Raw genomic sequence first — 12,717 nt, 5'->3', positions numbered from 1 at the left:
GTTATGAACTGTAAAACCACACTTTTAAAGCTAACTCCTTTGGTTGTTGCATGCAGCTTAGCCATCACTGGCTGCTCCTCGACAAAAGTACAAAGAGTAGATGCAAATCAAGAGGTTGCCCTTTCTGACAAGTGGAACGGCAAGGACTCGCAACTGGTTGCAGAGGCCATGATCAACGATATGTTGAGCTTTCCATGGGTTAACGATCACTTACAAAAAGAGGGCACGCGTCCTGCTATTATAATCCAGTCAGTACGCAACAAATCACATCAGCATATCGCTGTTGATACCTTCCTGAATGACCTAAAGCGTTCAATATTACGCAGTGGTCAGGCGGACTTTGTTGCGAACAAAGATGTTCGTCAGGAGATCCGAGACGAAAGAAAAGACCAGGAGCTAAATGCCAGCCTGAGTACACAGAATGAAATGGGCCAGGAACAAGGCGCAGATTATGCGCTGTCAGGCACCATTAACTCTTTCGTTGATCAGCAAGGCGGTGATCGCGTGACTTTCTATCAGGTTGACCTGAGATTGATCGATATGACCACAAACCGTGAGGTATGGAATGGACAGAAGAAAATTCAAAAACTGCAGGAGCGCTCGCGCTTTGGCTTCTAACCCCTTGATCGCAACGCTGCTGAGTGTCGCTGTACTCAGCGGCTGTGGTGCAAACAACGCCAATCAGGCGCCTGTTGACAACAAACCGGTATGGATCTCCAACATGCCGAGTTCAAGCTATATGGTTTATGGTGTTGGCAGCGCGCAAAACACCGGCGACTTGCAACAGGCAAAACTGGCAGCACAGGAATCAGCGCGACTGGCACTGGCTAAGCAATTGAATGTCACCATTTCTGCCAGTACCAGAATAAAGCAATCGGCCAGCGAAAAGTCGATGCAATTTCATGTCGATGAGCTAATTAACTCTCAGGTACCTGATATTCATTTGCAAGGTGTAAAAATTGAAGATGAATACGTTAGTGCAGATCAGCAAACAGCCTTTGCACTGGCCGCTTTTAACCGCACCGAAGCCGCAATGCAAACAGAGCTAACCATACGGGCTCTGGATGAAGATATTGCAGCCTTCACAGTGGCTGCCAACGGCAGTAAATCACAACAACTGAAACAAGCCGTTGCACTCAAAGAGCTATTGGTAAAACGAAATAAGCAAAACCAATACCTTACCCAGCTTCAGGCTGCACCTCTGCCCTTGCCTGCATCTGTTCGTGACAAACAGCAACAGGCCGATGCGCTTATCAACAGTATCAGCTTTAGTATTGAAAGCGATCACCAGGCACACCGTAAGGTTCGAGACATCCTAGCAAAAGCGCTCAGCTCTCAGGGGATCAAGGTCACCACAGGTGAGGCCGATTTTGCCCTTAAGTTCACCGTTGACTGGCAGGATATGAACAAAGCCGGTACCTTTTACAGTGTGGCAGAAAGCTACCTGGTGGTGATGGAAAATGGCGAAGAACAGGCGCACTTTAATACCAAAGTGAAGGCAGCGTCGAGCTACAAGGGCACTGCTAAGAGTAATGCAATGACCAAATTAGCTAACAAGTTGGGCACCCAGCTGGCGCAGTTTGTTGTTACAGGCAAGTCTTAGACGTACCAAAGCACATATTTAACTGACATAAAAAGGGGCTAACACATGTTAGCCCCTTTTTATTTACTCACTCTCTTCCTGATAGAACTTTTCTAGCTGATCTTTGAGGTTTGGCGGCACGCCTTTAATCGTCAAAGTATCGCTTTGCGGATCATACAGCACACGCTCTCCCAGATGCTTGCGCTCAAACCCAACACTCACACCGCCACCCAGACCTGAAAATTTGACCATAGTCGTGACGGTTTTTTTATCGAGCGGGAATGACTCTTCCAGTTCATAACCTTGTTGCTTATAAAAGTCTTCAAACTGCACATCGGATGATTTAGATACGGTATCAGACAAAGACTCGACATCTGCATCTTCGCCACTATTAATACAGTCATTACAATAATCAAAGACTTCTTTGCGAATTGCATCTTTCTCATCTTTACCAAACTGCTGCTCGGCCAGATAGTCTTCCACGGCATGTAACATAGTTTGCGACTGCTGCTTAGGGTCGATACCTTCAGCACAGCCCAGAAAATCAAGAAAGAAGTCGGCTACTTTTCTGCCAGCTCGGCCTTTAATGAAAGAAATATATCTATTTTCATCTGCCTGCGTATCCCACGCAGTTAAGTCGATGCGCGCTGCAAGCTGCATACGTGAGATATCCAAGTGCCTCGACGCAGCCAGGTCCAGATCAGACGTAATGGAATAGTGTTCTTTAATATTAATCATGGCTATCAGCAAGTAATCGCTGGCAACGTACTGATAATGACAGAACACCAGATAACCAGTCTCATTGAACGCATATTTGTTCAACTCTTCTTTCAGAACTTCTGTTGCCTGCTGCGTTAGATGCCAAAATGCCAGCTCATTATTGCGGTAGCTTTGCATTGCCGACGCGACGCGACTATCTTTATCAGGATCGAAGGCACAAAAGCCTTTTCCAGGTTTGCCATTATAAGCATGGTGGAGCTGCTCTATGAAAACTGCTACCCGGTCATTAACCTGCATCTCATCATCACGCAAATGAATTTGTGTTTCTTCGTCTTGCTTGTCGACATAGTGTACAACAAGCTTGTTCACCTCAATGCTCATCTTTGTTTTTAACGCCTCTGGTGTTAGAATAGAAAGAATTATAACTCTTTTTATTTGAACCAACCGATGCCTATCCAGTCTAAATATTCCAACGAACAAGTAGAACAAATTGTCGACCAACTGTTAAACGTACTGACAGAGAATCAGGCAACCGTTGATTTAAGCTTAATGTGTTTGGGAAATTCTATCACGCACATCATCAAAGAGCATGTACCGGAACAGAAAAGACAAGCGGTTGCTGAAAATTTTGCCAAGGCGTTGACCCAGTCGGTAAAGTAACTGAATGAACCTTTCTTCGCACAGCCCTTTTTCGTCAAAGGCCAGTCAGCTCTTGAGCTGGGGGCATTGGTTTACCTTTGCCAACATCGGCTTAGTATTAGCCATTACTTTAAGCTATCTGGCCGCTGACAAAGCACCGACAACGCTACTTGGCTGGCTATATATGCTGGTGACCTGGCTCAGCCACACCAGTTTTATTACCTTTTGTGTATTTGTACTGAGTATATTCCCACTCAGTCTGATATTCCCCTATCCAAGGCATATTCGAGGAATGGCCGCCTGTATTGCAACCTTAGGTATCACGGTACTGGGTGTTGATGCATTTGTCTATTTCCAGCTTGGCTACCACTTGAACCTTCAGGCACTGCCTGAAATTCTTTCCTTGTTTTGGAAGACTATCAGTAGCTCCCCTGCCGTCAATAGCCTGATTGTGCTTGCAATGATTGCTGCTATTTTAGGGTTTGAACTGATTGTCGGCAATCATGCATGGCGTCACCTTGAGCGGTTAAAGAGTTACTCCTTTCCTAAAGTCGCCAGCACGATATTGGTCACTTGCTTTGCAAGCAGTCACATTATGCATATCTGGGCAGATGCAAATAGCTACTTCGACATCACAATGCAGGATAACGTACTGCCATTATCTTATCCAACCACAGCCAAAACACTCCTTGCCAGACACGAGCTACTCGATATGCAAGAATATAATCAGGCAAGATCGCTGAATGTCGGGCCCAACGAAGTAAACTATCATCCACCAGCGTCACTGACATCGTGTCCGGCTCAGGATGCTCCAGTCAACCTGAGCATAGTAAAAACACTGTCGGAGCAAACTGAAAGTCAGCTAATACAACTTGGCTGGCATGGTTCAGAGCAGCTGCTGGCCCCAACGTTGAGTGAGGATTTCAGGTTTAATCTGCTGTATGGTCTTCCTGCCTACTACAAACAGTCTTTAATGGAAAGTAAAGCTCCGCCAGTTTGGTCAAACCGTCTGTCTTTGTCGGTCTCTGGACTGCCCAAATTCGATTACATTAACACTGTCGAAAATGCGGATGTACGGGTGTCATATAGTGACCAAAGCCCACTTATTACAGAGCAAACACCACCTACTATCCTCATAGTCGAGCCAAACAGCTCAGATATAGTGACCACAACCCGCTTTTATACCAATATCCCAGCGTTTTCAGGACATACCGGGCTAATTCAGGTCAGCGATGTCATGACAACCATTGCGTCAGAGCATTTCCAGTGCAGTACACTCGCAACAGCAAGTATGCTGGGCAATAATGTTGCCACGGACACACTCAATGAAGGGGTAAACTATTCTCGTGGTGTGTTAGTTGCTTACAAGAAAGACCGTATTACACTGATAGCACAGGACGGGAGCTATAAGCAGATTTCTGCAAAAGAAGGCTTTACTCTAGATCAAAAACTGGATGTCCCCTTTTTAATTCAGAGTATTAAGCGACTCAAACAGTTCAATCAGACGCCTGCTGTAAAGTAGCATGGCGTCTGCCACAACACTTGCGATATCGAACAATTTTACTATCTTGAAATGTAAATATAGATTTCAGGGAAGCACACGCTATGAAGATATTGATCATCATGTTTTGGCTGTTATTGCCTATGCTAAGCCAGGCAAAAACAACCTTCAGTTACTACAAATGTGTCACCGATAAGGCGGTTGTTTACAGCCAGCATCCGTGCGCAGCCAATGCTGAACAACATACTTTAAGCCACTCCGATCCACAAGCACCAGCCCCCACTGGCCAGCATACCAAAACCTTGAACAATATTGAGCGGCAGCAGCTGGTCCTGCGGTTAAAAAAGACACTTAGAGCCAAAAAACATCAGGCAGCAATCTTAGGTAGAAAACGAGACGAAGCCACCCGAGATGAGCAGCGGCGCATTTCGCGTATGATGGAAAAAAGTGAGAGAGCAAAAACACTTAAAGATGTAAAGCGCAACATCAAATCGATCAATACAGCTTACCTCAAGGAAGTTAAGCTGCTGAACAAAGAAATAGCGAGCTTGGAAAAACGCCTTAAACGACTTGAATAAACGCCCTTATTTCAAGACAAGCGCTCTAGAGCGTGGCGCATAACGGATGACCTAAATACAAACTTGAGAGACTGGCACTTGTGCGCTAAAGTAACTCGCAGATTAGGAGGTCCGATGAGTTACCAGGTTCGAACAATTACAGAGCAAATTCTTTCCGGTTTTCACGCTCACTACGCGTTATTTCAACAAATAACGGCGCGCGCTCCCCAAGCATTTGCACAGCAAAGATGGGGAGAAATCGAGCAAATAAGCAAGCAACGGATAACTCTGTATGACGTTCGTGTTAATGACACCGTCACAGCTCTGAAGCGTCAAACATCACAGGATACGCCTGATGAAGCGTTATGGCACCAGGTCAAACAACATTACGCTGAACTCCTTTCTTTTCATCCCCAGGCAGAGCTGGCAGAGACTTTTTTTAACTCTGTTTTCTGTCGCCTGTTTCATCGGCGCTACTACAAAAATGACTTTATTTTTGTGGAAACAACGTTAACAAAGCCAACCACCTTGCCGATAGAAGCGGAATTTCGCAGCTATTTCCCGGTCATCTCTGGGTTAAAGCCCACTATTCGCAATATGATTTCACACATGGACTTGCAATGCGGTTTTCGCGATCTGGAACAGGATATCAGAATGCTGGTCAAAGCGTTTATCAAACAAGCACCAAGCACTCACCATAGCCATCATGGACTGCGCTTTGATATTCTCACAGCCCCCTTTTATCGTAATAAAGGCGCTTATATCGTAGGCCGGGTGGTGTCCAAATCGGGTGTCCAGCCTTTTATTATCGCCCTTTTACATCACCCTCAGGGCGGCCTGTACATCGATGCGCTGTTAACTAAAAGTGCGCAAATGCGGATTATTTTTGGTTTTGCCCGAGCGTATTTCCTGGTAGAAACTCATGCCCCTTCAGCTATGGTGGGCTTTTTACAACAGCTGATGCCGAATAAAACAACGGCAGAGCTTTACAACGCCATCGGATTTCATAAACAAGGGAAAACTGAATTCTACCGTGATTTTCTGTTTCACTTACAACACAGCGAAGACGTGTTCACCATAGCGCCAGGTACACCGGGTATGGTTATGATGGTGTTTACGTTACCTAATTTTCCTTTTGTCTTTAAAGTGATTAAAGATGTTTTTGCCGAAAGTAAACCGTTTGGCAGAGATACGGTGCTGGCGCGCTATCAACTGGTGAAAAGTCACGACCGTGTTGGCCGTATGGCTGACACCATCGAGTATTCTGAAGTCGTTATTCCCAAGCGAAAGTTCTCTCCATCACTTCTCGATACGCTCAAGGCCACAATCAGTAACAGTGTGCGAGACGAAGGGGATTATCTGGTGATCAAACACCTGTACATTGAACGCCGAATGACACCGCTGAATCTCTTTTTGCAAACCGCCGATGAGCCAACCGCTTACAAAGTCATCGAAGATTATGGCCACGCTATCAAAGAGATGCTCAGCGTAAATATTTTTCCGGGCGATATGCTGCTCAAGAACTTTGGGGTCACTAAGCACCATAGGGTTATATTTTACGATTATGATGAGGTGCAATATCTTACTGACATGAACTTCCGGCCCATGCCCAGCCCATCTTTGGAAGACCTATATAGTGGTGTGGCCGAGCCCTCGGCAGCACCAAACGACGTATTTCCACAACAGTTATGTACATTTGTACTCACAGACCCTAAACTCAGAGCGGTGTTTGAACAGTCGCACGAAGCCTTATTGAAGGTGGAATACTGGCAACAGGCGCAACGGGATATACAGGCTCACGTGGTTAAGCAAGTCTATCCTTACCCGGCCTCACAACGCTTCTATCGACATATAAAATAACAAAGGAACACAGTGAACATAAGCAAAATTGACCTGAATCTACTGGTCTATCTCGATACGCTACTGCGAGAGTGCAACGTCACTCGTGCCGCAAACCAGCTAAGTATCACCCAGCCCGCGATGAGTAATGGCCTGAAGCGGCTTCGCAACTTGTTTAATGATCCAATCCTTGTACGCACCAGTGAGGGCATGGTTCCGACTGAGCGCGCACTGGAGCTCCAGCCAGTGATCCGCGGTATTTTAATGACGCTGGAAGAAACTCTGGCACCCAATCGTGAGTTTGAACCAGGGCAGAGCAAACGCGTATTTCGCATTATGGCAAGCGATTATGCAGCCAGCACTTTAGCACCTAAGCTATTGAATAAGTTGCACATGGAGGCCCCAGATACGACTCTCGATATCCTGACGCCCAGTGATGTAACCTTTCATGACGTGGAAAATGGTAAAGTCGATATGGCAATTAACCGCTTTGAAAACTTACCTCAATCATTTCATCATAAGCGGATCTGGAAAGACAGTTTTTGCTGCCTGATTAAGTCAGACAACCCTATCAGAACGCACTTTAATCTGGATGCCTACTTAAAAGCTCGGCATATTTGGGTTAGCAAAACGGGCTTTGGTGTAGGGGTAGGCATGGACCCGGCTGATGTGCAAAAGCTGGGTTGGGTTGACGAAGCATTGGCTCACTTTGGCAAGCACAGGAACATTGCCACATTTACACGTAATTACCATGTCGCAATTCACCTGGCAAAAGAGCAAAATCTCATCGCAACCTTGCCATCAAAAGCGGCAAACATATATAGCGATGATCCGAATTTGGCTATTTTAGAACCTCCGTTTCCTATCCCCCCCTTCGAGTTGGATATGATCTGGAGTCCGTTATTGCATCGCGACGCCAGCCATATCTGGCTTAGACAAAAAATCGCTGAGGTAGCGGAAGCCCTGAAATAACATCTACAGGTGCTCAGATATAGGGTGGATGCCCTATATCTCGCTTTCTAACATGGCCAAAGCACGTTTCTCACTGTCACACACTTCCCCATTCGCTTCACTGATCCGGTGCGCAATTGACACCGCAAGTTCGCGCATGGGTTTATCAACAATATGACTCAATCTATGCTGGATAAAGCACTCTGTTTCTTCCTGCTTAATCGCAATTAGGCACTTGCCCAGCGCATCATCCATGTAATCTTGCAACGTAATGGCCGAATTCCAATGTAATGTATTCGCCCAGTCCCGGACAATGTCCATTTCTTCGGTTTCTATTTTTTCATCAATGCAAACAAATAACAAAGCAATATCCAACAAGGATTCTTTTTGCAATTGCTCCACACAGATACCCATGTCAAAGTGGTTCAACAGTTGTTCAAATTTCATCTTAGTTCCTTGTACTTGATATAACGCCAACCAACAGCCATGCACATAGGCTGGACTCAGTATCCTGCCTCCAGCTGGTGTGCCTGAATCTATGGAGGCGTATGCCTTCTAGACAAACACACTCCACAGCATTCAAACATATTCTACAAACTCAAGGTTGTCACTTAAAAAATAGTCAATTAGTGGGCACTGAACTAGACTTGCCTTAATACACACAGGAAGTCATTATGTCTTGCCTTAACCGCTTATACTTGAAACTGCTACTTATTTTAGGCCTTTCTTTTTCAACACACGCCCGAATTTCGATTTCAATCGAACAAGACATTTATGAATACGCTAAAGAAATACTGGCCGATCAATCCATTTCTGAATTCACGGAGGAGATATTCAACCACCCCAGGTGCCAACGTGATGTCGTCGAGTTTCTCATCGCACAACGCGCACTTTTGGAAGGAGGCTTCCAGCATACCTTTAGCTTCACCCTTGGAAACTATGATGCAAGAAACTTAAAACTGCTTGAATCAGGGTTGCTGCTGATGAGCTTTGACACTATCTGGCTGTCTCAGGCAAACACCATTGCTCAAAAGGTGTATATTTCTCCCCCTATCATTAACAAAGGGGCATACTTTGCGGGGATCTATACGTCAGCCTCTAACAAAACTCGATTACGGGAAAAAATTTCCACAGATCTCAGCCAAATAACTATCGTGAGTAGTAAAGCATGGTTGGTTGATTGGGTTACGCTCACAGCGCTTGCACCTCAGCAATTACATCATGAAGATGACTGGATCACTATGGCCAAACTGGTGAGCAATGGATGGGTAGATGCTATGTTGGTTTCCTTCAATAACACCCGGCCATTTTACTATGAAGGCCAGGGTTATCGGATAGAAGCCATAGAGGGAGTTAAAGTCGCACTCCAGGACAGTCGACATTTCGTCGTATCCAGACTTCACCCGCAAGGAGAAGAGGCGTATAACGCACTAAAACGCGGCCTGACAAAATTAAAAGCAAAGAATTTCATCTATCAGTCTTATCGACACTGCGGCTTTATCAACCCTTTGGTGGATGATTGGCATACACTTTAACCCTAAAATCGCAATTGTTAGTTTTAATTTGGGGTATTCATATTTCTTCCATTTTCTTCTCCTAAATTTCCTGCCTCTCGGGAATACGTCAAATTAGGAACAAGTAATGAATGAACTAAAACTGGAAATCAATACGACTTTTTATTGTGTAGTTGGCGCTTTCGTTATTGCGCTATTAGCATTGGCAGGGCTGTTCACCGAACTCAATCTGTCTTTTCTCGCAACCATGCAAATCACCATTGCCAGTGTGGTTAGCATCGCATTCGCCATCAACTTTTTACTGAGCATGGCGGGTCACAAACGCGTGACACTGTGTAACCAAGGTTTGTCGTTTTTTAGCCTGACTGGCCGCCAACGTTACGTACCGGCTGAAAACATTCAGTCCATTGAATTTGTCAATTATATTGGTCTGACTATGACTCAGGTTAAGACTAACAACGGGATTATTAAGTTACTGGCATTCAGAGTACGTAAAGAGCAGCAACAGCGTTTGAAAAACCTGGGTTACCTGGCGTAACCCACTTGCCCAAGGCGCACAATCTAATTAGCATGCAGATATCAAAACAAAAGAGACATGTTATGACACAGCAGTATTCTATCGGACAAACTGGTAAGCCTTGGCAAGCAAGCGAAAAACAACAATGGCTCGCTCAGCAAGCAAAAAAGCGTGATTATTTCGAAGACATTGAGCCTCAAATCAACGCACTCAGGGCAGACTATCAAGTTGAACAATATGGTGTGCTTAATTATGAAACACATTATCCATTGTACGCATTAAAGTCTGCTACCTGGCATCCAGATTTACCTGTGGTGCTGGTTACAGGTGGTGTACACGGCTATGAAACCAGTGGCATTTTAGGTGCACTGGCATTTGCGAAAAAACATGCAAAAACTTATGAAGGCAGGTTCAACCTACTTATATTGCCTTGTATTAGCCCGTGGGGTTACGAGACAATAAACAGATGGAACCCGGCGGCGGTAGATCCAAATCGCTCATTTTATGCCGACAGTCCGGCTCAAGAGTCACGTCTTGCGATGGAATACATCAAGTCGGATATGGCCTCCATTCTGATGCATATAGACTTGCACGAAACAACCGATACGGACAACAGTGAGTTTCGCCCAGCCCTCGCAGCCCGTGACGGTAAAGTCAATCATAACTGGAATATTCCGGACGGTTTTTATTTGGTCGGTCACACTCAAAAGCCAGAAGCGGCATTTCAACAAGCAATAATCAACAGCGTAAAAAAGGTTACGCACATTGCCGATGCGGACGAGCATGATGCCCTAATTGGCGTGCCAATTGAACAATTCGGTGTTATCAACTACGATGCAACCAATCTAGGTCTGTGTATGGGTATGACAAACGCAGCATATGTCACGACCACAGAGGTCTACCCGGATAGCCCAAATACGACGCCACAAAACTGTATCGATGGTCAGGTTGCGGCGATTGAAGGCGCAATGAATTATCTGTTAGCCCAAAGCTAATTCAGGCCATCAGCTCCCCATGCTCGTGAATGATCTCAAATATGTCTCTGAAGGAGTGAGCTTTTTGGAATATATTCACGGGCACATGCAGCGCTCGGGCAATATCAGAAGACGATATCATGCCCCTCAAGCCCCCTTTTTCATCCATTAACAGAACGTGTTGCTGGCCAAGTTCCCTGAGTGTCTGTAACACATCACCTATCTTGGCGCTTGCCACCGTCGAAAAACGCATTGCATGCAAATCCTGCTTTTTAGTCATGACGTCTTCAACGGTTAAGTCACTGCGTGCAACTTGGCGCTTCTGTGCAATGGTTAATACCCGCCGACCTGATAGGTCCTTGGAGTTCACCACGCCAAGAAAGGTGTCATCATGATCAACCACCAGTTTTGACCGTACATGACCATTTAGCATCATATAAACTGCATGATCTATGTCCACGTCTTTTAAGATCATTTGTGGCTGGCGTCTGGCAAAATCTGTGATCACCTTAACCGCAGGACTGGATAAACTCAATGGCTCCGCATCGTAGTAATCACAAAACTGATAGACCCCTTCCAACTTTAATGTTTGTAGCGATTTATACTCACTCATATCCCCTCCACTATCGACCCTGTGGCCGAACCATACAGAAAATATGGTTCATCGTTGCACTTTATGCAAGGGACTAACCCGCTCGGTGTAATCCACTGTAATGGCAAGATACGAGCTGACTCGTTACAATGATAATGTTCGCAATTGTCTTTGCCCGGACACGATAATAGCCTGTCTCTTCGGTTGTTATTATTGTGAATACTTCCTGAAATAACAGTACCCGTTTCGGCGGGTTCTTTTTATAAACTGAAGGTAACTAAGGAAATAGTCCCTTCAACAAGGTAGAATCTCCACCGAAGTGCAAATTCGTGTGCGTCACTTATACGGAAAGTTAGGAAAATCTTATGGCATATTTAATCGATGAACAGAAACTAGAAAAAATTTACCTAAAAAGTTATCACACTTTTGGGCGTTACAAATTTAATGTAGATACCTTCGTCGATAAGCCAGGCATATCAAGGCACCATGCCATCATTGAACATGCAAACAACACGTGGTTGATACGCGACGTCAGCACCAATGGGATCTGGATCAACGACAAGAAAATTGATAAGAACCTACCCTATCAACTCTCCGAAAATGATAAAATTGACTTTGCTGCACCTGGGCAAAATTCTTATGTTGTGGCAAATTTAAATGCCAATTGCCAGTACCTGGTTTCACAGACGAACGCCAATCAGGTGATCGAACTTGAAAACCAAATACTGCTGCCCAATGACGAAGAAGCCAGTCACATCGTCTACTTTGATGCCTTATTGAATTACTGGTTTCTCGAAGATTTAAATACCTCGGACCGGCAAGCACTGATTGACGGAGGAGTGGTCTCCTTATTTGGCCAACAATGGTTGTTTTACTGCGCCAACACATCAACCATGACCAAGCACCTCGACAATCAGCCGATTGTGAAACCCATTGCACTCAACTTTAGCGTTAGTCAGGATGAAGAAAAAACCGATTTAACACTGGAGCTGGAAGGGCAGGAAATTGACCTGGGCTGTCGTACTCACCACTATCTGATGCTGCTGCTGGCAAGAACACGCATTGACGATAAACAAAATGGGATGGATACCGAGTCTCAGGGGTGGCTTTATCGAGAAGATTTGGCCAAAGCACTTGGCGTGCAAACCAATCATATGAACATTATGGTGCATCGTGCTCGTAAACAACTGACAGAAGCTGGCGGCGACAAAGCACCCGAGTTAGCCTATGTGCTGGAAACCAACAACGGAAAGATTCGTCTGAACTGTCAGAATATTACCATTGTTAAAGGCTGCCAGCTTGAAACCCGTATTTCAATCTAACGCACACGT

Annotated in this window: 14 protein-coding genes; 11 read left to right on the top strand and 3 right to left on the bottom strand. The window is 45.2% G+C overall.

The window, feature by feature from the left end:
- The first annotated feature begins 3 nt into the window (after positions 1–3).
- Together MHN31_RS11770 and MHN31_RS11765 are read left to right on the top strand one after the other, a co-directional pair.
- Positions 4–618, top strand: a complete 615-nt coding sequence (locus MHN31_RS11770) for a penicillin-binding protein activator LpoB (RefSeq protein ID WP_125561882.1) — start codon at positions 4–6, stop codon at positions 616–618.
- Positions 608–1,603 carry an LPP20 family lipoprotein gene (locus MHN31_RS11765; RefSeq protein WP_239444327.1) on the top strand — a complete coding sequence of 332 codons (996 nt, stop codon included), beginning with the start codon at positions 608–610 and terminating at the stop codon, positions 1,601–1,603. Before MHN31_RS11770 ends, MHN31_RS11765 begins: the two co-directional genes overlap by 11 nt.
- 63 nt (positions 1,604–1,666) lie before the next feature.
- Here the strand turns inward: MHN31_RS11765 and yejK are convergent, their stop codons facing one another.
- Entirely contained in the window at positions 1,667–2,683 is a 1,017-nt protein-coding gene (gene yejK / locus MHN31_RS11760) for a nucleoid-associated protein YejK (RefSeq protein ID WP_138539517.1), read from the bottom strand.
- A 66-nt stretch (positions 2,684–2,749) separates the two neighbouring features.
- Here yejK and MHN31_RS11755 point away from each other — a divergent pair, with 66 nt between their 5' ends.
- The 5 genes from MHN31_RS11755 to MHN31_RS11735 all read left to right on the top strand — a co-directional run bounded on the left by MHN31_RS11755 (position 2,750) and on the right by MHN31_RS11735 (position 7,810).
- On the top strand, positions 2,750–2,962 hold the full coding sequence (locus MHN31_RS11755; protein ID WP_010382154.1) for a DUF1414 domain-containing protein: 213 nt from the start codon (positions 2,750–2,752) through the stop codon (positions 2,960–2,962).
- A gap of 4 nt (positions 2,963–2,966) precedes the next feature.
- On the top strand, positions 2,967–4,463 hold the full coding sequence (locus tag MHN31_RS11750; protein ID WP_239444326.1) for a DUF3413 domain-containing protein: 1,497 nt from the start codon (positions 2,967–2,969) through the stop codon (positions 4,461–4,463).
- Positions 4,464–4,546: 83 nt separating this feature from the next.
- Positions 4,547–5,020 carry a DUF4124 domain-containing protein gene (locus MHN31_RS11745; RefSeq protein ID WP_194868812.1) on the top strand — a complete coding sequence of 158 codons (474 nt, stop codon included), beginning with the start codon at positions 4,547–4,549 and terminating at the stop codon, positions 5,018–5,020.
- A 114-nt stretch (positions 5,021–5,134) separates the two neighbouring features.
- Entirely contained in the window at positions 5,135–6,859 is a 1,725-nt protein-coding gene (aceK, locus tag MHN31_RS11740; RefSeq protein ID WP_239444325.1) for a bifunctional isocitrate dehydrogenase kinase/phosphatase, read from the top strand.
- 12 nt (positions 6,860–6,871) lie between these two features.
- On the top strand, positions 6,872–7,810 hold the full coding sequence (locus tag MHN31_RS11735) for a LysR family transcriptional regulator (RefSeq protein WP_049865864.1): 939 nt from the start codon (positions 6,872–6,874) through the stop codon (positions 7,808–7,810).
- A gap of 33 nt (positions 7,811–7,843) precedes the next feature.
- On the opposite strand, the gene MHN31_RS11730 is transcribed toward MHN31_RS11735, so the two are convergent.
- A complete protein-coding gene (locus MHN31_RS11730) occupies positions 7,844–8,236 on the bottom strand; it encodes a hypothetical protein (RefSeq protein WP_125561894.1) in 393 nt (130 codons plus the stop codon).
- 227 nt (positions 8,237–8,463) lie between these two features.
- Between MHN31_RS11730 and MHN31_RS11725 the strand changes: the two genes are divergently transcribed.
- The 3 genes from MHN31_RS11725 (at position 8,464) to MHN31_RS11715 (ending at position 10,815) form a co-directional block, all read left to right on the top strand.
- Positions 8,464–9,324 carry a hypothetical protein gene (locus MHN31_RS11725; RefSeq protein ID WP_239444324.1) on the top strand — a complete coding sequence of 287 codons (861 nt, stop codon included), beginning with the start codon at positions 8,464–8,466 and terminating at the stop codon, positions 9,322–9,324.
- Positions 9,325–9,430: 106 nt separating this feature from the next.
- Positions 9,431–9,841: a hypothetical protein gene (locus tag MHN31_RS11720; protein ID WP_125561898.1), complete on the top strand. Its 411-nt coding sequence runs from the start codon at positions 9,431–9,433 to the stop codon at positions 9,839–9,841.
- 62 nt (positions 9,842–9,903) lie between these two features.
- Positions 9,904–10,815 (top strand): M14 family metallocarboxypeptidase, encoded by a 912-nt coding sequence (locus tag MHN31_RS11715; protein WP_239444323.1) that lies wholly within the window; start codon positions 9,904–9,906, stop codon positions 10,813–10,815.
- Between the two features lies 1 nt (position 10,816).
- Here the strand turns inward: MHN31_RS11715 and MHN31_RS11710 are convergent, their stop codons facing one another.
- Positions 10,817–11,407 carry a CBS domain-containing protein gene (locus MHN31_RS11710; RefSeq protein WP_010382172.1) on the bottom strand — a complete coding sequence of 197 codons (591 nt, stop codon included), beginning with the start codon at positions 11,405–11,407 and terminating at the stop codon, positions 10,817–10,819.
- Positions 11,408–11,751: 344 nt separating this feature from the next.
- On the opposite strand from MHN31_RS11710, the gene MHN31_RS11705 reads away from it, so the two are divergent.
- Positions 11,752–12,708: an FHA domain-containing protein gene (locus tag MHN31_RS11705; RefSeq protein WP_010382174.1), complete on the top strand. Its 957-nt coding sequence runs from the start codon at positions 11,752–11,754 to the stop codon at positions 12,706–12,708.
- Positions 12,709–12,717 lie beyond the last annotated feature (9 nt).

The organism is Pseudoalteromonas sp. McH1-42 (assembly GCF_022347845.1).
GTDB lineage: Bacteria > Pseudomonadota > Gammaproteobacteria > Enterobacterales > Alteromonadaceae > Pseudoalteromonas > Pseudoalteromonas rubra_D.
This window is presented reverse-complemented; position numbering and strand designations above follow the sequence as displayed.